Here is a 22,217-nt window from a genome sequence, read left to right as displayed (position 1 = left end):
GGCGTGTCCGAAAGTCGCCCCCGGGTGTGCCGGTATAGTGCACCCACCCAGCTATGCCGATCCAATGCCAATCGGCGCGTCAGCTATAACAATCCTGGTATGGCAGGGGGGAACCGCCCTCCGTACCCGGAAGGAGCCCGCAGCGATGGACCTCCTGGACGGCCGGTTGAAGTTCCGGCACCTGATCCTGCTCATCGCGGTGTACGAGCACGGGAGCGTCGTACGGGCCGCGGAATCGCTGCACCTCACCCAGCCGGCCGCGACCCGCACCCTCCACGAACTGGAGACCATCGCCGACCTGCCGCTCTTCGTCCGTGTACCGCGCGGGATGCGGCCCACCGTCTACGGCGAAGCCCTGACGGAGCACGCCCGCGCCGTGGTCGCCGAGATTCGCCGGGCCGGGGACCACCTCACCGGACTCCATCAGGGACTGGACGGCACCGTGACCGTGGGCACCCTGCTGGCCGGAGCCAATGTGCTTCTGCCCCGGGCGGTCGCAGGGCTCAAACGGGAACGGCCCCGGCTCACCGTCGTCGTCCGGGAAGGGACCCCGGACGTCCTCCACCCGGCACTGCTGGCAGGTGAACTGGACGTCATCGTGGGACGGGTGGGATCGACCCCCAGGGAAGGGGACGGACTGCGCCAACGGAAGCTCTACCGGGAGCCGATCCGGCTCGCCGTCCGCTCGGGCCACCCGCTCCTCGACACCGTGGACGTCGAACTCGCGGACACTCTCGGATTCCCTTGGATCCTGCCCGTCGAGCAGACGGCCCTGCGCCAGGAACTCGGTGCCGTCTTCGTCGACCGGGGTCTCTCACCGCCCGTGGACCGCGTCGAGTGCACGTCCATCCTCACCATGCGGGCGCTGCTGCTCCAGACGGACATGGTGGCGCTCCTGCCCGAGCTGGTCCTGCGCGAGGACGAGCACCTCGCCGCACTCCCGGTCGAACTCCGTTCGGTGGGGCGTACGGTGGGCACCACCGAAGCGGCCCACCGGACGCGCACCCCCGCTCTCCAGGCGCTGCTTCACCACCTCGACCAGGAAGCGGTCCTGCTGCGCGAGACACTGGACGAGATTTCGGTGGTCCCTTGAAGGGCGTCTTGTCCTGTCGGGGGTGTTTGGGAACGCAGTGCCGTCGTGGATGGTCGCGGGGTGTTGGTCCAGGTGGATGCATGTACTACGCCGCCATGCGCCCCGCTGAGGACATGCACCTGCGGAGTCGATGCGGCGGTGGGACGAGCCGGAGAGCGATGTACGGGGCGCCCGAGTCGGACCTTGGCCCGGAGAATGCCCCGGAACAGCTGATCAGAAGTGGGACAGCGGTGGGATATATCGGGAGTAGCCTCGTCATTCGCTCCACGGCTTCAATGCACGCAACGAAGGTCGTCTGCCAGGGAAACTTCCTGGCCAGGCGCCCTTTCGTGTGCTCCTAGAAGAAGTCCGGCTTCTTCGGCGAGTACGGCACCGGAAGGTTCTTCGTCTGCTGGTCGCACAGACGCCACGCTGTGCTGACCAGCAGAAGCGTTGTCAGTGCCTGCTAGTTGCCTGAGTCTGGCCCGCGTATGGCCCGGATTTTGATCGCGGTCGTGAACGGCGCGACCTCCAACGTCCTCACCGGCCCCCTTGCGGACCTCTTCGCACCGAGGTCCGACATCACGGCGGGCTGGGTGACCTCGGACACCGCCACCTACGGCCTGATCGGGAACTTCGCCGCTGGAGCCGCAGTCGGCCAGACCACGCGTAACCGCCGCGTAGATCCCGGCGTTCGTGCGGCCGAGGTTGACCGGCGCGGTGTCCAGCAGCCCGTGCGCTGTCCCCCCGTCCGTCCTGCCTTCGCCGGCCCCAGCGACCTGCCCTGATCCGGCCACGCCGCACCTCCCGGTGCGCCGCCGCCACTCCGCCGCCCGGTTTCGTGCCGCGAACCAGGCAACGACGTGTCGTAAGGAGGAGTACGGACTGGGGCCGTGACGAAGCCGACCAAACCCAACAGGGCGACGGGCGCGGCGGCCCACCTTGGAGTAGTCAAGTGGTGACGCCAACGCAAGATCCAACTCACTCGAACGGCGGCCCCTCCTCAGGTGAACAGCCTTAGGTCAGGCGCCATTTGGAGTGCGAGTCGGTTTGAAAGCAGGGTCCGTGAGCTGATGTCCGTTTCGAGCTGATGAGCCGAAGCGCGTGTTGTCACTCGAGGGCATCTGTCGACGACTGCGGGGGAATGGGCCGGAGTCCGCCGGCACAGGCCAGCACTTCTGTCGCTGAGCAGTTCAGGAAGAGCGTGAACACGGACGACCTGTCCACGGAGTAGATGAGACCGGTACGCGCAAGCTCTTCCCCGGCCCGCCGGAGGATGTCAACGGAGGCGGCGAGGCCCTCGACTGTGTGGCCACGCCGAGCAGCTGTGCGGATGCGGATCGCGAACACACCCGCGTGCCGACTGGCGGGGACCAGACCGTCCGAGACGTCGAAGGCGCCTCCGGCGACCAGGACGTCACGGGCAGGTCCGCATGCCGGGGTTTGTTCACGAAGCATGGCGATGAGGTCCTCGCGAGGAATGCTGCGCACCGGTTTCCGTACGACCCAGGCGTCGCCCATGTGTGACAACTGCAGCGCCTCTCCGGTGACAGGCCGACTGCTTCGGCCTGCCTTTTTCGCAGGCTATCTGGTGCCGACGGGGACAACCGCTGAACCTCGGCACAGGTGAGCGCGGGGCAGGATCGCTGGTCCCGGGCCTTGGTCGGTTACTGCTTCCTGGCGAAGCTGCCGGTGTCGACTTCGGTGATGATACCGAGCTTGACCAGGCGTTTCAGCTCGGCGGGTGCCTTCTGTGTTCTTCGGCAGCAGTTCGTGGTCGGGGGCTGCGCATACATCGCGGGCCCGGAGGGGGCCCATGGCCTCGTAGAAGACACCGAGGACGCGTGGGTAGTCCGGGTGATCGCGAGGTGTTCGAGGTGGGTCTCGGCCTCCCGCAGTCGGCCGTGCGTTCCTCGATCTGGGTGCGGAGGCCGTCGGCCAGGGGGCGGCGTCCTCTTGGAGGTCGAGCGCGTCGAGGAGGGGCTTGATGTTCACACTGCCGCCGTCTGCGCATCGCGCCAGGTGGGGGTGTTCGTGCCGCTGAGTCGGCGGGCCATGACGTGGGCCATCGCCCAGTAGACGCGGGAGGCGGAGGAGGAGGGCCGGTGCTCGTAGTCGCGGACCAGGCGCCGGTGCGGTATCAGGATCCCGTAGGTCTGCTCGACCCTCCACCGCTTCGGTTGCGCCACGAACCCCCTGATCCGCGGGTTGCGCTTGACGATCTCGACATCGATACCCAGGCCCGCACCGTGCCCGACGACCTGGTTCTTGAATCCCTGGTCGACCGGGGCTTTGCGGACGGTTGCGCGTTCGGCGACCTGGTCCAGCGGGACGATACCCGCGGCGTTGTCGTGGGTATTCGCGGCGAGGACGACGACTGCGATGACCAGGCCGAGGACGTCCACGGCCAGTCCGCGCTTGCGGCCGGGCACCCGCTTGGCCGGATCGTGGCCGCTCGTGGAGGCGGGGACCCCGGCGGCCACGTGGACACTCCGAGTGTCCAGAACCACCAGGGGCGGGTCCTCTCATCGTCGGGCACGTTCGCGGACCTGGCAGCGCAGGAGTTCATGACTGACCTGGTCGGTCCCGCTGACCGAGCGGTGCCGGTCCTTCCACGCGGTGATCACCGGTTCGATCAACGACCACTGCGCGTCCGATAAGTCACGCGGGTACGGCTGGCGTTCACTCACCCGGCCACATCACCAGATCACCAACCGCGGACCGGCGGATTCCGCCCCGCCGCCACACCATCAGGCGACATCGAATCCATCCAAAGAATAACAAAACGCCCACTAAGGGACCGCCCTCCTTCCGGTGCCAACTTGGGCTGCTCGAAGCTGTTGCCAGTGGTGGGGTCCTGTGGAGCGCCGGACTTCTCCTGCGGAGAGAACTGGCATCTTTCAGCCAGGCTCGGTGATGGTGCGCAGCGACGGAGAAGGGATGAAAGGGTCAGGGTGACATGACCGGTGGCAGGGAAGCGGCCGAAGCGGCTGATCCACACAGTGTGCCTGGGGAACCGGCGGGCCTGCGGTGTCATTGGGGCAGGTGCGGCGAGAACCGGAACGGCTGGCCGAAAGCTCGGCGCGGCACCGTACTTCTGCAACAGTGAGCATCGGAATTCGAGCCACCCCGGGACGCAGTCGGAGAACTTGCTCTGCTTGTCCTCTCAGAGCCGCGGGAGGGCTGGCTCTCGGGCGCGCTTCGCACCACGACGCATGTCGGACGTTCGGACCACAGCAATGGATCGCGCAGGCAGTACCCCCCTCATCGCACAGGAGGCACGCCCATGCACGTCCGCACCTCAGCCATGTCGAGGAGACCCGGCCAAGCCGTTCTGCTCGTCCTCGGTATGCTGGCCGCGCTTCTGGCCGCAGCCGTTCCCGCTGCCGGTCCCGCCCACGCTGCCGTACCGGACCGCTGGGGCTTCGCGTACCTGGACAACGCAACTCCACCCCCCAGCTACGTCCCCGACCCATCACGGCAGTCAGGCAGTTGGTCCTCTCCGTCCACCAACCCTGTCAAGGTCGACCAGATCGGCCTCGGTTCCTACGTCGTGCACTTCCCCCTGATCGGGGGGCCGGGTGGCGTAGCCCACGCCACCGCGGTGAGCAGCGCTGCCCGCTGGTGCCAGATCGCCGACTGGAAAACCGTGGGCCCTGGCCAGGACGTCTACGTCCACTGCTACCTCCCCAGCGGTGCGCCGGCAAACTCCACCTTCACGGTCCTTTACACCAGCAGCAGCGGTCTCCCGACCACGCCCACCGGCTCCTACGGTTACGTGAACTCGGACAGCAGCGGCACGGTCCTCACGCAGTACAACTCGGTGGGTGCCGTCAATTCGGTGAGCAAAGGCTCGACCGGTCTCTGGAAGGCGTGGCTCCCTGGTCTCGGCCAGGCCGGCCACGCCGGAAATCTCCAGGCCACGGCAGTGGACGCGAAACAGGGAGCGCGGTGCAAGGTGGCCGACTGGGCACCGGGCGCGACGGGGCAGACCATTGTGGTCGCGTGCTACAACGCATCCAACGTTCCGTACGACACCGAGTGGACCCTGAGCTATTCCTACCTGCGAGCGGTGCATGGACCGGCTTTTCCGCCGAGGTCCTTCGGATACCTCTGGTACAACGGATCGCTACCTGCCCTGACCAACTACAACTCCAGCGGAGCCACCAACACCCTCGGCGGCTCGGGGGCACCCTTCATCGTCACCCTGCCATCGGTGGCCGTTCCGTCGGACACTGCTCAGGTCACCGCCTACGGGAAAAGCCCCGAGTACTGCGGTCTGCACGCGCCGTGGGACAGGACCAGCGGTACGGTCCGGCTCTACGTAGCCTGTTTCAGTCCCGGCGGAGCCCCGGTGAAGACCCCGTTCTTCGCCGCGTACACCTCAGCGCGCTGATCTGAGGCGCACCGCGCCTCTTCGAGATCCAGACAGGAACAACGTCCAGGATGTGATGTGACGCGTGAGCGGGGCCCCTGGGCGTTCACCCCGGCAGGGCCCCGCTCACCCCCGCGAGTTCAAGGTCCCGGACCGGCGTGAGGGGGTTGTCAGAGGGGCCGTCTGCTGTCGGTGGGATCCGGACTGCCGGGAAGTCATGGGGCTTCGGGAGCACGTCAGCCCCCGGCCTGGGCATGCCGCATCTCGAGGAGCGTTGGAGTCCTTCGAATACGTCGTGCGCGAAAGGTGTCACGCAGGACCTGCGAGCCAATACCTATCAATACAAGTTGGGCCGATGTTCACTTTGCCCCACCCCGAGGTGTGCGGGGAAGCTCCTCCGCGCCTTCTGTGGCAGGTGCCGACTGCGGTCTCGCATGAGGCGATGCGTCGATTGAGCGATCACCTGACGGGGCCCGGGTGCTGGCAGCTCCTGCTGCCGCTCGGAATGTGCCTCTCCTCCAAATTCAGTAGGTCGGTGTGCCTACTTCTGCGGGGAAGTCGGCTGTCGGAGCAGGTGGGGGGCGATGGCCCGTTTAAGGAGTTTGCCGTTGAACCCTTTGGGAAGGGTCTCGACGAACCTGACGAGGCGGGAGTCTTGTAGGCCGACATCCGCTCACGTGCCCACGGACATCCACTTCGCCTCTGCGCGGCCCATTCAACTCTGTCGCCCTGCAGGACCTCTTGTGGACTGCGGGAGACAACGGAGATCCGGCCGGGCTGAAGAGACTGTATTGGCACCAGGTGGTGTTCCTGCTCGTGGTGTTCTGGCCGGGTTTCAAGGGCGCCGGTCCGTCAACGCGCTGCGGTCGGAAAGCCGAACCGGTGGGCTGCTGGCAGCGCCTGCCAAGCCCTGCCGAGGCGGAGTTCGTTTCGTGATCTCCCTCTCTCACGAAGCCATCGCGTCCGTTGTCGGCGGCCGTCTGTGCGCCGTCCGGGGCCCTCCGCGCTGATGACCGCACCGGCGGTAGTCGACTCGTGCGAGATCAACCCCGGCGGCCTGTTCGCCGCCTTTCCCGGTGAGTACACCGACGGGTATGCCTTCGCAGCGAACGCGGTGACGGCCGGTGCGATGGCCGTCCTGGCCGCCCGCCCCGTCGGTGTCCCGCCCGTCGTCGTCGATGACGCGCTCGACGCACTCGCCGCCCTGGCCCGCACGGTGCTGGCACCGTGCCGGAGGCTATGGTCATTGGGCTCACCGGCTCGGCGGCGGCCTGCTCCCCGGGGTCACCCTCTGGCACCTGCAACGCCCCATAGACCAGGAACACACCGCCCACCAGCAGTAGCTACCGCATGCTCCGAACCTGCCGGGAGCCCGGGCCCTTCGGCAGCACCCGAAGGCACCGGCCTCGCGGACCGTAGTGGTGCCGCGCTTCTCCCACCGCCCGGGTACGGACGAGGCACCACCGCGGCCGGCTCCGGTGACGCCTTCCAGTCATTCTCGATCGGAGTGCCCCGTGTTTCGCCGGGTGTAGCGGACGATCGGGCCGCGGTATCGCCTGGCTCATCTGCTTCTTGGTGTGACTGGGACCCATGTGTTTCCCGGAAGAGGAACATGCGGGCAGGTGTAATCCAGCCGCGCCAGGAGTGCACCTCGACCTGCTAGTGACATATTCTCTGCGGCTGGCATAAGTTGCCTGTCGAGCCCGGCCACGTCGATTTCGTTTCCTATGCCGCGTGAGCCGGGCTATTCCGACTAATGGGGGCGGAGAACACGGTTCTGTGATCGTTGCGCGATTGCGCTACCGAACTATGGGCCGTGCGAAGCTGCCGATCTCCAAGAAAGAGGGGGCTTTATGCCTGATGTAGATCTCGGTGTGGCGTCGGACTGGAACGAGGGGGACACACACGGCCGGATCGCTCTGCGCCCGAGTCCGAAGTTCTCGGACCCCGGCAAGCAGGACGTGGTCGTAAGCTCACCGCTCGGTATCGAGCTGTCGGTGAACACGAACCACTCCACCAACCAGGAAGGGGACAGGGTCGTCATCAGTACCTTCCATGGCAAGGAGAAGAAGATCCTCGCGATCCTCGACTCCGCCGGTGACCTGTACATCTCGGGCCGAGTGATCCAGGAGCAGGGCGACCTTTCCTACTGATCCCTCAGTGAGCATGTGGCCCGTCGGCCGGCCCGGCGAGCCGGGGGTGGCGTCACAAGTGAGGCCACCCCCGGCCCGCCCGGCAGGATAAGGCGGCAAGAGCGACGGGGTGCCTGGCGGGTGGTTCGGTGCGGGTGGACGCCTCGTCCGGGGCGAGCGGCTGCTCACCACGTCGACGCTTCGGGGCCAGGGCTTGATGGTGACCGGCCTCCTGGAGGCGGGGTGGCCGGTGCCGGTGCTTTTCGACAGCAACGCGCAGTATCTAGCGGCTGACGAGAAGTTGGGTCTACAGTCGCCGTGATCTGACGCGTATGCCTCCACCTCGACCGGAGGTCCTGTTGTCCAACAGACCGTCCGGGCAGTCCTCGCCCAACAGGCCGCGTCTGAAGGCGGCTTGACGGGGCCGCCCTGAGCCCCGATGCCGGCGACCGGCCTCGCCGTGCTCGCAGGGGTTTGAAGAACTGAACCACCAGTGTGTGCACAGGAGTTATTGCTGCTGCGCCACCAAGTCTGTCCGCAGTCGACGAGCTCTCGTCTTTTACCATTCCGGGGCCTTTTTGGTTCTCGCTTCACCGCCGACCCCCTCGGCCGCACCTGGTCTGTTGATAGGGGCTAACACAATGAGCCGGTCAGTCGGTGGATGCTGAGACAGCAGGCCAGTTTGAGGAAGGCTTCGTGGATGTCGGCTCGGCGTTCCCAGCGGATGCGGAGGGGTCTGAAGCCGTGGAGCCAGGCGAAGCTGCGTTCGACGACCCAGCGGTATTTGCCCAGTCCGGTGCCGTGGAGGGTGCCGCGGCGGGCGATTGCCGGGACGATGCGGCGTTGCCGGATCTGGTCGCGGTAGATGTCGTGGTCGTACCCGCGGTCGGCGAAGAGTGAGTCCGGCTTTCGTCGCGGATGCCCGGCCTCTGATAGGTGGGATGGCGTCGATCAACGGCAGGAGCTGGGTGACGTCGTTGCGGTTGCCGCCCGTGAGGATCACGGCGAGCGGGGTGCCGCGTCCGTCGGTGATCAGGTGGTGTTTCGATCCGGTTCGGCCACGATCGACCGGACTCGGTCCCGTCCGGCTCCCCCTTTTATGGCCCGCACGTGGCTGGAGTCGACCACCGCACGCGACCCGTCGAGACGGGGCGGGGTTGTCCCGTAACCCCCGGTGGATCAGCGCGCGGCGTCAGATGCGGTGCATCGCGAGGCGGAGGGACGCCCGCACACTGGATGTATGGGGATGTTCGCTCGACCGGCTCCTCCAACTCGCTGTCGGTCAGCGAGTTGGAGGAGCCCTGCGTACTGCGCCGGGCTCGATGCACTGTGCCGCAAGGTCGATGGGAGTGCTGCTGCGGCGAAGACCGTCAAGCGCTGGAAGGCTGCGGTCAACGAGGTGTTCGGTACTGCGGTGGAACGCGGGTACTACAACGCGAATGCAGGCACCGGACTTCGGCGGTCTGCTCCGACGGTCGCCGACGGGGTCGATCCAGATTGCGTGCCCAACCCGGCCCAGGTGTCTCGCCTGCTGATGGAGGAGTCGGTGCGGCGGTGGGACGAGCCGGAGAGCGTTGTTCAGGGCGCCTCGAGTCGGACCTTGGCCCGGAAGATGCCCCGGAACAGCTGGTCAGAGGTCGGACAGCGGTGGGAGATATCGGGAGTAGCCTCGTCATTCGACCCACGGCTTCAATGTGCGCAACCAAGGGTGCCTGCCAGGGAAATTCGCTGGTCAGGCACCCTTTGCAGTGTCTAGAAGAAGCCCAGCCTCTTCGGCGAGTACGACACCAGAAGGTTCTTCGTCTGCTGGTAGTGCTCCAGCATCATCTTGTGGTTCTCCCTGCCGATCCCCGACTGCTTGTAGCCTCCGAACGCCGCGTGGGCCGGGTAGGTGTGGTAGCAGTTCGTCCAGACCCTGCCCGCCTTGATCCCGCGCCCCGCCCGGTAGGCCGTGTTGACGTCGCGGGTCCAGACTCCGGCCCCCAGTCCGTACAGGGTGTCGTTCGCCGTGCTGATGGCGTCGTCGAAGTCCGAGAAGGACGTCACGGCCACGACCGGGCCGAAGATCTCCTCCTGGAAGACCCGCATCCGGTTGTCGCCCTCAAGGACCGTCGGCTGGACGTAGTAGCCGCCGGCCAGCTCACCGTCGTGCTCGATGCGCCCGCCACCCGTCAGGATCTTCGCTCCCTCCTGCCGGCCGATGTCCAGGTACGAAAGGATCTTCTGCAGCTGGTCGTTGGAGGCCTGGGCGCCGATCATCGTGTCGGTGTCCAGCGGGTGGCCCGGCACGATCTGTTCCGTGCGGGCGATGCCGGCCTCCAGGAACGTGCCGTAGTGGCCGCGCTGGATGAGAGCACGCGACGGGCACGTGCACACCTCGCCCTGGTTGAGGGCGAACATGGTGAAACCTTCGAGCGCCTTGTCGAGGAAGTCGTCGTCGGCGCGTGAGACGTCGTCGAAGAAGAGGTTCGGCGACTTGCCGCCCAGCTCCAGCGTCACCGGCTTGATGTTCTCCGAGGCGTACTGCATGATCAACCGCCCCGTCGTGGTCTCACCGGTGAAGGCGATCTTCGCGACGCGGGGGCTCGAGGCGAGCGGCTTCCCGGCTTCCACTCCGAAGCCGTTGACGATGTTGACGACGCCCGGCGGAAGGAGATCCGCCACCAGGCTCAGCCAGTAGTGGATCGAGGCGGGCGTCTGCTCGGCCGGCTTGAGGACCACGGCGTTGCCCGCGGCGAGCGCCGGGGCGAGCTTCCAGGTAGCCATCAGGATGGGGAAGTTCCACGGGATGATCTGACCGACCACACCCAGCGGTTCGTGGAAGTGGTACGCGACGGTGTCGTCGTCGATCTCGCTGAGCGAACCCTCCTGGGCGCGCAGAGCCCCCGCGAAATAGCGGAAGTGGTCGATGGCCAGCGGGATATCGGCCGCCAGCGTCTCCCGTACGGGCTTGCCGTTCTCCCAACTCTCGGCGACCGCCAGCTCCTCCAGGTGTGCCTCCATCCGGTCGGCGATCCTGTTCAGCACCGAGGCCCGGTCCCCGGCGGACGTGGCTCCCCAGCCCGGAGCCGCCGCATGGGCGGCGTCCAGGGCCAGTTCGACGTCCTCCGACGTGCCGCGCGCGATCTCGGTGAACGGGCGGCCGTTGACGGGGCTCGGGTTCTCGAAGTACTGCCCCCGGACCGGCGGGACGTACGCACCGCCGATCCAGTGGTCGTAGCGGGACGCGTAGGTGACGATCGCGCCCTCGGCGCCCGGCGCTGCGTAACGGGTCATCTCGGTGGCCTCCCGGACTTGGCGCCGCCCGTCGTTGGACGGCCCTCGCCGCGAGGCTAGGGACGGGGACGTTGCAAGGGCGTTGCAACGGCGCCGCCGGGTGCCCTCCACGGTCCGTCGTCACCGTCCTGCCGGCCGGTCGTCGACAGGACGACGCCGCGGATGTGCGTGCCGAGGCCCACGAGCCGGGGCTGGTCCAGACGAAGGAACCTAGGCGCGCTGCTCGGCGTCCAGCGCCCGCACCCGGGCCAGCAACGCGGCCCGCTGGTCCACCGGAGCCGCACCGGCCAGCGCGCGCCACACCGACAGGTCCTCCTCGCCCCACGGGCTGTAGGCCCAGTCGGCCAGCAGCCCCGGATCAGCCCGGTCGATCAACGCAGCCCGCAGCTGCTCCGCGAGCCGCCGCCGCAGTCGTACGACCGCAGGGGCCCGGGAACCCGGCAACAGCGGGCCCGCGTACGCGCCCAGCGCCGCCGACACCGCGCCCGAACCCAGCCGGCGCGTCACCGTGTCGAAATCGGCGTCCACCGGGACGGCCAGCCGGTACGGGCGTGAGCCCAGCAGATCGGGCCCCAACAGGCGCCGCAGCCGCGAAAGTTCGGCCCGCAAGGTCACCGGGGTCACCGACTCGTCCTCGTACAGCTCCACCAGCAGCTCGTCCCCGCTCAGGCCCTCCGGCCGACGGGCCAGGGCGACCAGGATCTCGCTGTGCCGCCGGCTGAGCCGCAGCCGGCGCCCGCGCGCCACCAGCAACGCCTCGTCCCTGCCCAGGGCGGTCAGCCGCACCGACTCGACATCGGACTCGGGCGGCGGTGCCAGCAGCGCGAGCTGCGACTCGGCGGCCCGGGCCACCGCCTGGACGAACGCCAGACTGTGCGGATGGGCGAGCCGGTCGCCGCCCGTGATGTCTACGGCTCCCAGCATCCGACCCGTACGGGGATCGTGCAACGGCGCCGCCGCGCAGGTCCACTGGTGTACCGGTCGCAGGAAGTGCTCGGTGGCGAAGACCTGGACCGGACGGTCCACCGCGATGGCTGTTCCCGGCGCGTTCGTCCCCGCCACGGACTCGGCCCAGCGGGCGCCCTCCACGAAGTTCATCAGGCCGGCCCGCCGTCGCGCCGCCGTATGACCCTCGACCCACAGGAGCCGTCCATGGGCGTCGCAAACGGCCAGCAGGTGTTCCCCGTCCGTCGCGTACGCACCCATCAGCTCGCGGATCACGGGCATGGCCCGGGCCAGGGGATGCGCCGCCCGGTAGGGGCCCAGCTCGTCCGGGGCGAGCTCCACCGCGGGGGCGTCGTCCGGGCTGACCCGGGCCCGTGCCGAGCGTCGCCAGGACGCGCCGACCACGGCGCGGACCGGCCGCTCCAGGCGTCCCGCCGAGGTGAACACGTCATGGGCGCGGCGCAGTGCGCCGCGCCGTTCGCCGGGATCGGTGTCCGCCGCCAGGGCCACCCAGGGATCCGTCAACTCACCCTCCCGACCGCGGGCCTTCGTGCCCTCCCATCGTCGTCGCCGTCGGCCTCCGCGACAAGCTCGGTGCGGAGAGTCATCACCACGGGAGCCGGGGGTGGTCGCTCAGGCGGCGTCGACGACGAGCCGGAGATAGCGTTCCCAGTCCCAGTGGACGCCCGGGTCGGTGTGGTCGCTGCCCGGCACCTCGTGATGGCCGACGATGTGCTCCCGGTCCTTGGGAATGCCATGGCGCTCGCAGATGTCCGCGGTGAGTCCGGCGGACCGCAGATACATCACGTCCGTGAAGAACTCCGGGCGGTCCACCCACCCTTCGTGCTCGACGCCGATGCTCCGGGTGTTCCAGCTCCAGTCGCCCGCGTGCCAGGCGATGTCCTTCTCGCGTACGCACTGGGCGACATGGCCGTCGCCGGAGCGCACCACGTAGTGGGCCGACACCTGCTTGGAGGGGTTGCGGAAGATGCCCGCGGTCGGCGTGAACAGCTGTTGGGCGACATGGATGACGACCCGGTCGATCCGGCGCTCCGAAGGGCGGGAGGGGACGGTGTAGTTGGCGGGGGCGGCCGGAGCCCAGAGTGCCGTCGCGTAGTCGGTGGGCCCCTTCGGCGCCGCCGCCACCTTCTTGGCGGAGGCGGGCAGGACGGCCGCCGCCATGGTCGCGGCGGCGCACTGAACAATCCTTCTGCGGTGCAAAGGCACTCCTGAGGCCGGGGCGGACGGAACGGGACGGGCGGGACAGGACAGGGCAAGGGCAGACGGGTGGACGGCAGGACGGGTGGGTACGGAACCGAGCCGGGGTGGCCTTCCGGCTCGGGAATCACCCCGCCGATGCACATGACGAACCCACCGGATATCCGGTTCCCCGCAGCCGCAGCCGCAGCCGCAGCCGCAGCCGCTGTCCGGACACGCCACGACTCGCGCGCCTGCGCCTCCTACGCATGCGGCTCCAGCACCAGCGGCTTCCGCGCCGGAGACACCGATTCCCGCGAGCGACGGACGGCGCCGGCGCCGTCTGCTTCCGGCGCCCTGCTTCCGGTTCCTCGCTTCCGGCGCGCGGCCTCCGGCCCGATGCTCACCGGCCCAGCCCAGCCCAGCACCACCCCCGCCCCGGCCGGAAGGTTCAGACAGCCGTGTCCGCCGCCCCGCCGTCGGCCCCCGCCAGCGCGCCGGCCGGGTCGTCGTCCGCCGGTCCGGCAGGCACCCAACGACCGCGCTCCTTGCGGTAGGGCCACCACCGCCCGTTCCGGTCCAACCGGAGCTGGAGGTCGGCGCCCGCCACGGTCCAGCGGGCCCGGCCGTTCGCCCGCAGGGCCGGTCGCTCGCCCGCCTCCCACGCCTCGACGAGCCGGGCACGGGCCCGCCCCAGGTCCTCCGGGCCCGGCGTCCACTCCTCGTCCAGCACGGCGAGTGCCGCGACCCCGCCGTACCGCCAGGCGCGGACCGCCGCGTCCAGGTCCGCGGCCGGGCGGCCGGATCCCGCGGCCAGCCGGGCCCCGATGCGCGGCTCCGGCCGGGTGTCCGCGGCCAGCCGTACCGCGTCCTGCCGCGGAGTCAGCTCGACCGGGAGCGGCTGTCCTGAGTGCCCCGGCGCCAGCGCGTCCAGCAGCATCCGGTGCGCCCGCACCGCGCTGTCGGCCGCCAGCACCTCCAGCGCCGCCGGGTCGACCCCGGGCGCGGGCGCGGTCGCCGTGTCCAGCGCAGGCCCGAGCCCCGGTTCATCGGGGGCCGTTGGGGGAGGGGGGAGCGGCGGCAGGATTCCGGCAGCCGCGAACGCCTCGCCGGCCGGGACTCCGTGAACCTCCCGCTCCGCGTCGTCGGCCGCCTCCCGCGCCCCGTCGCCGCCCGCCCGGACCGCGCGGGCGGCGCTGCGCACCTGGAGTTCGTCCAGCAGCCGCCGCTCCTCGCGCCCCCGCATCAGCAGCAGGACGAACGGGTCCTCGTCCAGCAGGCGCGCCACCTGGTAGCAGAGGGCACCCGAGTGCGGGCAGTGGTCCCAGGTCCCACAGGTGCACTCCGGCTCCAGATCCCCGATGCCGGGCAGCAGCTCGACACCGGCGCCCGCCGCGTCCTCCACCAGATGCGGCGGCATCTCCCGGTCCAGCAGCGCCGCGATGTGCCCGGCCCGGTCCACGGCCATGTCCAGGAACCGGTCCCAGGCGCCCGCGCCGAGCTGCTGGAGCAGGACGTCGCTGCGGTAGGCCGTGCCGTCGCGGTCCCGGACCACCGCTGTGATCCGCCCCGGCCGTACGGAGACCGCCCCGACCCTGCCCTCCCGGGCCAACCGCCGTCCCTGCTTGAGCTGTTGGCCGTCCAGCGCGGTGTCCTCCAAAGCCTTGAGCCACGCCAGGCCCCACCAGGACGTGGCGAAACCCCGGCCCTGTGCGGGGGGAAACGCCGCGAACACACGCTCAGCCGCGCGCCGGCCGTCCCGCGACGCCCCGTCGCCGCCGCCGTCGGAGGCGTCCGCGTCGCTCGTCCCGTACTCCGCCCCGTACGCGTAGTCGTCCTCGTCCTCGTAGTCATCGCTCATCGTGCGCCCCCTCGCAGCTCGACCAGGTCGGCCAGTTCCGCATCGGTCAGTTCGGTCAGTGCCGCCTCGCCCGAGCTGAGCACCGCGTCCGCCAGCCCCTGCTTGCGGGCGAGCATCTCGGCGATCCGGTCCTCGATCGTGCCCTCGGCGATCAGCCGGTGCACCTGCACCGGTTGCGTCTGGCCGATGCGGTACGCCCGGTCCGTCGCCTGTGCCTCGACCGCCGGGTTCCACCAGCGGTCGAAGTGCACGACGTGACCGGCCCGGGTGAGGTTGAGCCCGGTGCCCGCCGCCTTGAGGGACAGCAGGAACACCGGGGCCTCGCCCGCCTGGAAGCGGTTCACCATCTCCTCGCGCCGGGCCACGGGCGTACCGCCGTGCAGGAACTGCGTAGCCACCCCGCGCGCGGCCAGGTGTTCCTCCAGCAGCCGGGCCATCTGTACGTACTGCGTGAAGACCAGCACCGACCCCTGCTCGGCCAGGATGGTGTCCAGGAGCTCGTCCAGCAGCTCGACCTTCCCCGACCGGTCCGCGATCCGCGGCTGTTCCTCCTTGAGGTACTGCGCCGGGTGGTTGCAGATCTGCTTCAGCGCCGTCAGCAGCTTCATCACGAGCCCCCGCCGCTCGAAACCGTCGGCGGCGGAGATCTCCGCCAGGGTCTCGCGGACCACCGCCTCGTACAGGCCTGTCTGTTCCGGCGTCAGGGACACGGCCCGGTCGGTCTCGGTCTTCGGCGGCAGCTCCGGAGCGATGCCAGGATCGGACTTCCGGCGGCGCAGCAGGAACGGCCGCACCAGCGCCGCGAGCCGCTCGGCCGCGCCCGGGTCGCTGCCGCTCTCGACCGCTGCCGCGTACCGCGCACGGAAGGCGCCGAGCCGGCCGAGCAGACCGGGCGTCGTCCAGTCCAGGATCGCCCACAGCTCGGAGAGGTTGTTCTCCACGGGGGTACCGGTGAGCGCGACCCGGGCCCGCGCCCCGATGGTCCGCAGCTGCTTGGCCGTCGCCGAGTGCGGGTTCTTGACGTGCTGTGCCTCGTCGATGACGACCATGCCCCAGGACGCGGCGGCGAGCCGGGGTGCGTCGAGGCGCATCGTGCCGTACGTCGTCAGGACGAACTCGCCGTCCACCAGGCCTTCCAGGGAACGTGACGCGCCGTGGAAACGGCGTACGGGGGTGCCCGGCGCGAACCTCTCGATCTCCCGCTGCCAGTTGCCCATCAACGATGTCGGGCACACCACCAGCGTCGGACCGGCCGCGTCGCGGTCGCTCTGCCGGTGCAGATGCAGGGCGATGAGCGTGATCGTCTTGCCGAGGCCCATGTCGTCGGCGAGGCAGCCGCCGAGGCCGAGCGAGGTCATCGTGTTCAGCCAGTTCAGGCCGCGCAGCTGGTAGTCGCGCAAGGTCGCGGTGAGCGTCTCGGGCTGTCCGATCGACTGCTGGGCGGCGGACTCCGGGTCGGCCAGCCGGTCCCGCAACCGCTGGAGCCAGCCGGTCGCGGCCACCTCGACGCGACGGCCGGCCACCTCCGTCGAACCGGTCAGCACCGCGCCGAGAGCGTCGATCGGGGTGATCTTGCGGTCCTGCGTGTCCCGGGCACGGCGCGCCTCCTCGGGGTCGACGAGCACCCACTGGTCGCGCAGCCGCACGATGGGTCTGGTGGACTCGGCGAGCCGGTCCAGCTCCTCGCGGGTCAGCTTCTGGTCGCCGAGGGCGAACCGCCAGTCGAACGACAGCAGTGCGTCGGCGGAGAGGAACGAGGGCACGTCCGCGGCGATGCGTCCCCGCGTCCCGGCCTCCTGCCCGACGCCTTCCCCGTCCGTGGAGTCCCGGTCCGTGGAGTCCCGGTCGTCCGGGCCGATCACGGCCCGCGCGGTGAGCTTCCTGGCCAGTTCCTTGGGCCAGTGCACCTGTACGCCGGCGGCGGCCAGGGCACGTGAGGCGGACCCCAGCAGCTCGGCGATCTCCTCGTCTGCCGGTTCCACCGAGTCCGGCACCGCGGCGGAGAGCAACGGCGCCAGCGGCGGCCAGGCGCGGGCGGCCCGGCGCAGGGTGAGGAGGGCGTCCATCCGGGCCCGTGGCCCGAACGCGGCGGCGGTCCGCGAGTCGCCCGCCCACACCTCGGCCGCGTCGGCGACCAGGGTGGGATCGCTGACGCTGTGGATCTGCAGCACGGCACGGAACGACGGCGTGGCCGACTCCGGACCGGAACCCGGCCCCACCGCTCCCGCTCCCGGCCCCATCGCTTCCGGGGCGGCCCCGGGGCGCGCCTCCGTGCCGCTCGGCCGAGAGGTCACCCCCGCGACCTCGATACGCAACGAGAGCCGCACGCCCGCGTCGTGACCGGCCGCCACGTCGGCTGCCCAGGCCCGCCCCTCGGGCAGGTGCTGCGGCCGCAGGGAGGCGAACGCGGGTCCTGCGGCGGCGAAGCCTGCGGCCGGCGTACGGGGCATCGCGTCGGCCACGGCATCGAGGAACGCGCGCAGCAGGCGCTCCGGTTCGGGCAGCAACGTTTCGCCGACGGCGCCGCTCGTCGTGTTCCGCGCCGGTTCCCGCTCCCCGGCTCCGCCCGGTCGCCGGCCCACACCGTCCGTGCTGCGGGATCCGCCGGGCCCGTCCGACTGTCCGTCGCCCTCGTCCGGAACGGGGGTCGCGTGGGCGGTCGGCGGCATCGACGCCGCCAGTTCCCGGATCCGTTCGAGGTCGTCGGTGTGCAACGGCCCGATCCGCCAGGCGTCGTGGTCGGTACCGCTCAGCCCCGGCAACAGGAGGCCGCGGGCGACGAACTGGAGAGCGAGAAGCGCGGCGGCACCCCAGAAGGCGGTGGCGGGTGAGGCATCCGTGACGGCACGTGCCCGGGTCAGGACCGGCAGAGCCTCCCGCACGGGGAGGTACCGCGCGGTCACCGTACGGGGTCGCAGGTCGGTTCCGATGACAGTCAGCTCCGACGAAGGCCCGGGAGTGTCGGAAGGGGTGCTACCGTCCGGATTCCAGAACGCGATCCTGCCGGTACGGGGAGGATCCGCGGGGACGAAGACCGCGGAGCAGCGAGCCAGTTCGGCGATCTCGGAGGGTGTTGCGGCAGGGTGCCTGTGCACAGCGATGTCAGATTCCTCAAATTTGACTAGTGGGCGGAATCGCCGAGGGTACTCCATTTCCGGATGCGACAGGCCGTTGCACGACGTGGCGTGCGTCACTCTGCTTTCTTCCCTGGTTCCGATGGTGCAGCCAGCCCCACCATCGGGCACGGGGGTCTGCCCCAGGGGAACCAGGGTGGTGGCGCCATGGCCCGCACCCGCCCCCGGCCCGTACGTTCCATGAGGTCAGCGCATATGTTCCAGAGACCGGAGACGTCATGCCCCAGGCAGCAGCCACTGTTGCGGATCCCGCCGACGAAAGCAGCCCGGACCGTCCGGCCGATGTTCGCGGGGCGGCGGCCGGGAGCGACTTCGCGCCGCTGCTGCGTGCCGTGCGGGACCAGGGACTGCTGGAGCGCCGCACGGACCGGTATGTGCTCGGCATCGCCGCCAATCTGGCGGCCCTGGGCGCGGTGATCACCGGGTTCGTCCTGCTGGGCGACACCTGGTGGAGCCTGCTCCTCACCCTGCCGCTGGCGGTCTTCTGGACCCGTACGGCCTTCGTCGCTCACGACGCCGGGCATGCCCAGATATCCGGCGACCGCAGGACGAGCAGGCTGATCGGTCTCGTACACGCCAATCTGCTCCTCGGTATGAACGAGGCGTGGTGGAACGACAAGCACGTACGCCACCACGCCAACCCGAACCACATCGACAAGGATCCCGATGTCGGTGTCGGCGCCCTGGTCTGGACCCAGAAGCAGGCGGCGCAGCGTGAGGGGTTCGCCCGCTGGCTCACCAGGAACCAGGCCCGGCTGTTCTTCCCGATGCTCCTTCTCGAAGGCATCGCCCTGAAGATCTACGGATTCCAGTTCCTGCGCCGTCAGCCCCTCCGGGAGCGGTCCGTCTCGGCGTTGCTGCTGACCGCGCACTTCGCCCTCTACGCGACGCTGCTGCTCAGCACGCTGTCCCCGGGCAAGGCGATCGTCTTCGCACTGGTGCTGCACGCACTGTTCGGCCTCCACCTGGGCATGGCCTTCGCCCCGAACCACAAGGGCATGGAGATGCCCGACCCCGACGGTGAGCGCTGGGGCCACCTCCAGCGACAGGTCCTGACCTCGCGCAACGTACGTGGCGCCGTCCTGACCGACTGGTTCCTCGGCGGACTGAACTACCAGATCGAGCACCACCTCTTCCCGAGCATGCCCCGCCCCAACCTGCGCCTCGCCCAGCCCCTGGTCAAGGCGCACTGCTCCAATATCGGCATGCCGTACGCGGAGACCGGCCTGATCGAGTCCTACCGGCAGGCGCTGTCGCACATGCACGAGGTCGGCGAACCGCTGCGATAGGGCGGCCGACGGGGAACGTAAGGGCGCGGGGACGCGTTCACACAACAGGAGCGGCGCCGGCCGCGAAGGAGGCGTGGACCATGTCGAATGGTGCGAAGGTCGCTATCGGGGGAGTGCTCGCGGCAGCGATCCTGTGGCCCCTGATCGGATTCTGGTGGGCGCTGCTGATCGTGATCGGTGTTCCCGTAGCGGGCTATCTGCTGCTGGACCCGTCCCAGCGGCGCAGGCTCCGCAGGATCAACCGCAAGCAGATCGGCCGCTGAGCCCGGATTGCCAAGCCCGGGTCACCCCTGGTGACCGACGACGAGGTCACGCGGGGCGGGCGGCCACACCGTCGAGGGCCGCGAGCAATCCGGGGAGCGCGGCTCCACGCCTGACAGGAATGACCGTGCCCGGCTCTTCGTCCAGCAAGAACAGAGCGATGTCGTCGGTCCGGGCCACCAGCGACCACCCCGGGCCGTCGACGCGCAGGGTGCGTGCGTCGGCCGAGGCGTACGAGGAACGGATCCGCCCGGGCGGCGGCGGGTCCTTCGTATAGGCGGTCGCCTCCGACAGGGCCCTGCGGAGACCGGGGTGCCGGGGGGATGCGGAGGGTTCGCGGCGGTCAGCACCAGCAGTGCGTCGTCGACCTCATAGCTCGGCCCGGCGTCCCTCGGCCCGTCGGCGCACCCTGACTACTCGGTAACCCCCTCGTCGAGGCCCCGACGAACAGGAGCGAACCAGAGATACGCCCGCCCCCTTCGAGTGCGGGGAAGCCGAAGGCCCGGGGATGCGGGGAGGCCTCTGCGTAAGGTTGGACGTCCGGCCGAATGAGGGGAACAGCGTGGTGAAGCGGTACGACCGGCTGAAAGAGATTCAGCGACTCGACCCCGAGCGGGACTTCCTGGAGATCTACCGTCTCACCGTCACCCACGAGTTCCCCTGGGACATCGCCCGCGCCCTCGAACTGGCCCTGTACCGCACCTATGCCGTGCCCAGCATCGGCCGACTCCTCGATGAGACGGCTGAGTTGACCGAGCGCTCCCAGAAACGCTACGACGACACCGCCCTGCTGCTCGATACGGTGGTGGAGCACGGCTTCGACACCGACGACGGCCGTACCGCGGTCCGCCGGATCAACCGGATGCACCGCAGCTACGACATCAGCAACGACGACATGCGCTACGTCCTGTGCACGTTCGTCGTTACCCCGAAGCGGTGGCTGGACAGCTTCGGCTGGCGACGTCTGTGCTGCCACGAGCGGGGCGCCTTCGCCGCCTACTACCGCACGCTCGGTGCTCATATGGGGATCAAGGACGCTCCCGAGACCTACGAGGACTTCGAGCGGACCCTCGACGCCTACGAGCACGAGCATTTCGGCTGGGACGAAGGAGCCCGCCGGGTGGCCGACGCCACTCTGGCACTGATGGCGTCCTGGTACCCGGCGCCCCTCGCCCCGCTGGTGCGCGGCGCCAGCCTCGCGCTCCTGGACGACTCGTTGCTCGGGGCGTTCCGCTACCGCCGCCCAGGGGCGCTGGCCCGCGGAGTGACCAGGGGTGCGCTCAGGCTCCGGGCCGGTGCCGTCCGGCTCCTGCCGCCCCGGAGGGCGCCCCACTACGCGCGCCAGAACCCCGAGATCAAGGGATATCCGAACGGGTACGAGATCGCGGAGCTCGGTACGTTCCCCACGCCGGGTGCCCGTGGCTGCCCGGTACCCGGCCGCCGCCCGTCGCAGTCACCTGCCGAGTGACGCGACGTTCCCCGGCCGGATTATGCGCGGGACCGCCACGGCAGAGCCTGGCTCGGACGCTTTCCCGTACGGCGGTGGGCTCGGCTGCGCCCTCGGCCTCAGGGCTGCCTGACGGCGAGGGCGAGGAAGCGGTCGGCCTCGTCCGTGTAGGACCCCAGCCGCCACCCCGCGCCCGCCAGCAGCGCACGCAGCCTCGGCTCGGCCCGCAGGTCGTCGTCGGTGACGGTCCGTCCCTGACGTGCGGCGAGGGCGGCCCGGCCGATCGGGTGGAACAGAGCCAGGACCCCGCCAGGCCGGACCACGCGGGCGAGTTCCGCCGCGTCGGCCTCGGGGCGGGCCAGATGAGAGATCAGGCCCGCTCCGAACACCGCGTCCAGGACTCCATCACGCAGCGGCAGCCGAGCGACGTCGGCACGGACGAGCGTCCCGCTGTCCCCTCGTCCCGCCCGCGCCGCGGCCTCCAGCATCGCCGGGGTCAGGTCGACGCCCAGCACCGTGCCCTCCGGCCCGACGGCGGCCCGTAGCGCGGGCAGCGCGCGCCCGGTCCCGCAGCCCGCGTCGAGCACGGCATCTCCGGGACGCAGCCCCAATAGGCCGGCCGCGGTGGCGTAGGCGGGGCCGTCGTCGGGGAACCGGCTGTCCCAGCCGGCCGCGCGCGGAGTGAAGAAGTCCAGGACGTGATGGGTGTGGTCGTCGGCCATGGAGACATGATCGCGCAACCGGCGCGGGGCGTGCCGCCACCGGAGCACCCGCACCCCCGAGAGCCTGGGCAGGAACATGATCGGCGAGGACATCGCGCTCACCCCGAAGATCATGGTCACGGGCGGCTTCGGCGCCGGGACGACAACCCTGGTCTGCTCGGTCAGCGAGAACCGCCCGCTGTACTCCGAGGAGACGCTGAGTGAGGGTGGGTGGTGCCAGGACGGCACCGACGAGGTGGAGCGGAAGGCCACCCCTACCGTAGCGATGGATTTCGGCCGTATCACCGTCCACTCCGGCCTGACGCTCCACCGAGACGCTGGGGGCCGCGAGCGCGATCGCCGCGCGGGCGCCCTCGCACAGCTCGTCCCAGAGGAACCGGAAGCGTTCCTGTCCCGGCGTGCCGAACAGGTCCCGGAAAAGAAGTCCTGATCCGTACGGTCGAGTACGCCGGGCCCATGCACAACCTCTGGCTCCTCGCCTCCGTCGGCTGACGGCCCGGCATCGC

Annotated in this window: 13 protein-coding genes and 4 pseudogenes; 8 read left to right on the top strand and 9 right to left on the bottom strand. The window is 69.8% G+C overall.

The window, feature by feature from the left end; genetic code table 11:
• Positions 1-145: 145 nt before the first annotated feature.
• Complete coding sequence (locus AC3CH1_RS00840; protein WP_488461056.1) at positions 146-1,093, top strand: LysR substrate-binding domain-containing protein; 948 nt, start codon at positions 146-148, stop codon at positions 1,091-1,093.
• Positions 1,094-1,587: 494 nt separating this feature from the next.
• Entirely contained in the window at positions 1,588-1,860 is a 273-nt protein-coding gene (locus AC3CH1_RS00835; RefSeq protein WP_488461055.1) for a hypothetical protein, read from the top strand.
• A gap of 1,203 nt (positions 1,861-3,063) precedes the next feature.
• Here the strand turns inward: AC3CH1_RS00835 and AC3CH1_RS00830 are convergent.
• A pseudogene (locus tag AC3CH1_RS00830) lies at positions 3,064-3,762 on the bottom strand (transposase).
• A gap of 596 nt (positions 3,763-4,358) precedes the next feature.
• Here AC3CH1_RS00830 and AC3CH1_RS00825 point away from each other — a divergent pair.
• Positions 4,359-5,468 (top strand): hypothetical protein, encoded by a 1,110-nt coding sequence (locus AC3CH1_RS00825; RefSeq protein ID WP_488461054.1) that lies wholly within the window; start codon positions 4,359-4,361, stop codon positions 5,466-5,468.
• Positions 5,469-7,300: 1,832 nt separating this feature from the next.
• The gene (locus AC3CH1_RS00820) at positions 7,301-7,600 is read left to right on the top strand and encodes a DUF6342 family protein (RefSeq protein WP_488461053.1); all 300 of its coding nucleotides are present in this window, start codon (positions 7,301-7,303) and stop codon (positions 7,598-7,600) included.
• A 612-nt stretch (positions 7,601-8,212) separates the two neighbouring features.
• Here the strand turns inward: AC3CH1_RS00820 and AC3CH1_RS00815 are convergent.
• The 6 genes and pseudogenes from AC3CH1_RS00815 to AC3CH1_RS00790 form a co-directional block, all read right to left on the bottom strand.
• A pseudogene (locus AC3CH1_RS00815) lies at positions 8,213-8,728 on the bottom strand (IS5 family transposase); the annotation flags it as partial.
• A 603-nt stretch (positions 8,729-9,331) separates the two neighbouring features.
• Positions 9,332-10,855 (bottom strand): acetaldehyde dehydrogenase ExaC, encoded by a 1,524-nt coding sequence (exaC, locus tag AC3CH1_RS00810; RefSeq protein ID WP_488461052.1) that lies wholly within the window; start codon positions 10,853-10,855, stop codon positions 9,332-9,334.
• 210 nt (positions 10,856-11,065) lie between these two features.
• The gene (locus AC3CH1_RS00805; protein ID WP_488461051.1) at positions 11,066-12,325 is read right to left on the bottom strand and encodes a GAF domain-containing protein; all 1,260 of its coding nucleotides are present in this window, start codon (positions 12,323-12,325) and stop codon (positions 11,066-11,068) included.
• 108 nt (positions 12,326-12,433) lie between these two features.
• Positions 12,434-13,021: an N-acetylmuramoyl-L-alanine amidase gene (locus AC3CH1_RS00800; protein WP_488461050.1), complete on the bottom strand. Its 588-nt coding sequence runs from the start codon at positions 13,019-13,021 to the stop codon at positions 12,434-12,436.
• Positions 13,022-13,448: 427 nt separating this feature from the next.
• Positions 13,449-14,858: an SWIM zinc finger family protein gene (locus AC3CH1_RS00795; protein ID WP_488461049.1), complete on the bottom strand. Its 1,410-nt coding sequence runs from the start codon at positions 14,856-14,858 to the stop codon at positions 13,449-13,451.
• Positions 14,855-17,953 carry a DEAD/DEAH box helicase gene (locus AC3CH1_RS00790; protein ID WP_488461048.1) on the bottom strand — a complete coding sequence of 1,033 codons (3,099 nt, stop codon included), beginning with the start codon at positions 17,951-17,953 and terminating at the stop codon, positions 14,855-14,857. The genes AC3CH1_RS00795 and AC3CH1_RS00790 overlap by 4 nt, the downstream gene beginning before the upstream one ends.
• Before the next feature lie 257 nt (positions 17,954-18,210).
• Here AC3CH1_RS00790 and AC3CH1_RS00785 point away from each other — a divergent pair, with 257 nt between their 5' ends.
• Both AC3CH1_RS00785 and AC3CH1_RS00780 read left to right on the top strand, forming a co-directional pair.
• Positions 18,211-19,281, top strand: coding sequence for a fatty acid desaturase family protein (locus AC3CH1_RS00785; RefSeq protein ID WP_488461047.1), 1,071 nt, complete (start codon positions 18,211-18,213; stop codon positions 19,279-19,281).
• 80 nt (positions 19,282-19,361) lie between these two features.
• Positions 19,362-19,544, top strand: coding sequence for a hypothetical protein (locus AC3CH1_RS00780; protein ID WP_026291218.1), 183 nt, complete (start codon positions 19,362-19,364; stop codon positions 19,542-19,544).
• A 46-nt stretch (positions 19,545-19,590) separates the two neighbouring features.
• Here the strand turns inward: AC3CH1_RS00780 and AC3CH1_RS00775 are convergent.
• Positions 19,591-19,896, bottom strand: a pseudogene (locus tag AC3CH1_RS00775) (hypothetical protein); the annotation flags it as partial.
• A 208-nt stretch (positions 19,897-20,104) separates the two neighbouring features.
• Between AC3CH1_RS00775 and AC3CH1_RS00770 the strand changes: the two are divergent.
• Positions 20,105-21,010: an oxygenase MpaB family protein gene (locus AC3CH1_RS00770; protein WP_488461046.1), complete on the top strand. Its 906-nt coding sequence runs from the start codon at positions 20,105-20,107 to the stop codon at positions 21,008-21,010.
• A 98-nt stretch (positions 21,011-21,108) separates the two neighbouring features.
• On the opposite strand, the gene AC3CH1_RS00765 is transcribed toward AC3CH1_RS00770, so the two are convergent.
• Positions 21,109-21,711, bottom strand: coding sequence for a methyltransferase domain-containing protein (locus tag AC3CH1_RS00765; RefSeq protein WP_488462110.1), 603 nt, complete (start codon positions 21,709-21,711; stop codon positions 21,109-21,111).
• 76 nt (positions 21,712-21,787) lie between these two features.
• Here AC3CH1_RS00765 and AC3CH1_RS00760 point away from each other — a divergent pair.
• A pseudogene (locus AC3CH1_RS00760) lies at positions 21,788-22,203 on the top strand (ATP-binding protein).
• Positions 22,204-22,217: the final 14 nt, after the last annotated feature.

The sequence above is a fragment of the Streptomyces sp. MGP-P1 genome (assembly GCF_057766565.1).
This window is presented reverse-complemented; position numbering and strand designations above follow the sequence as displayed.

Bases quoted from the DNA above. Each gene is read 5' to 3' on its own strand.
- AC3CH1_RS00840 (WP_488461056.1), top strand. From the start codon at position 146: ATGGACCTCCTGGACGGCCGGTTGAAGTTCCGGCACCTGATCCTGCTC.
- AC3CH1_RS00825 (WP_488461054.1), top strand. From the start codon at position 4,359: ATGCACGTCCGCACCTCAGCCATGTCGAGGAGACCCGGCCAAGCCGTT.
- AC3CH1_RS00820 (WP_488461053.1), top strand. From the start codon at position 7,301: ATGCCTGATGTAGATCTCGGTGTGGCGTCGGACTGGAACGAGGGGGAC.
- exaC (WP_488461052.1), bottom strand. From the start codon at position 10,855: ATGACCCGTTACGCAGCGCCGGGCGCCGAGGGCGCGATCGTCACCTAC.
- AC3CH1_RS00795 (WP_488461049.1), bottom strand. From the start codon at position 14,858: ATGAGCGATGACTACGAGGACGAGGACGACTACGCGTACGGGGCGGAG.
- AC3CH1_RS00785 (WP_488461047.1), top strand. From the start codon at position 18,211: ATGCCCCAGGCAGCAGCCACTGTTGCGGATCCCGCCGACGAAAGCAGC.
- AC3CH1_RS00780 (WP_026291218.1), top strand. From the start codon at position 19,362: ATGTCGAATGGTGCGAAGGTCGCTATCGGGGGAGTGCTCGCGGCAGCG.
- AC3CH1_RS00765 (WP_488462110.1), bottom strand. From the start codon at position 21,711: ATGGCCGACGACCACACCCATCACGTCCTGGACTTCTTCACTCCGCGC.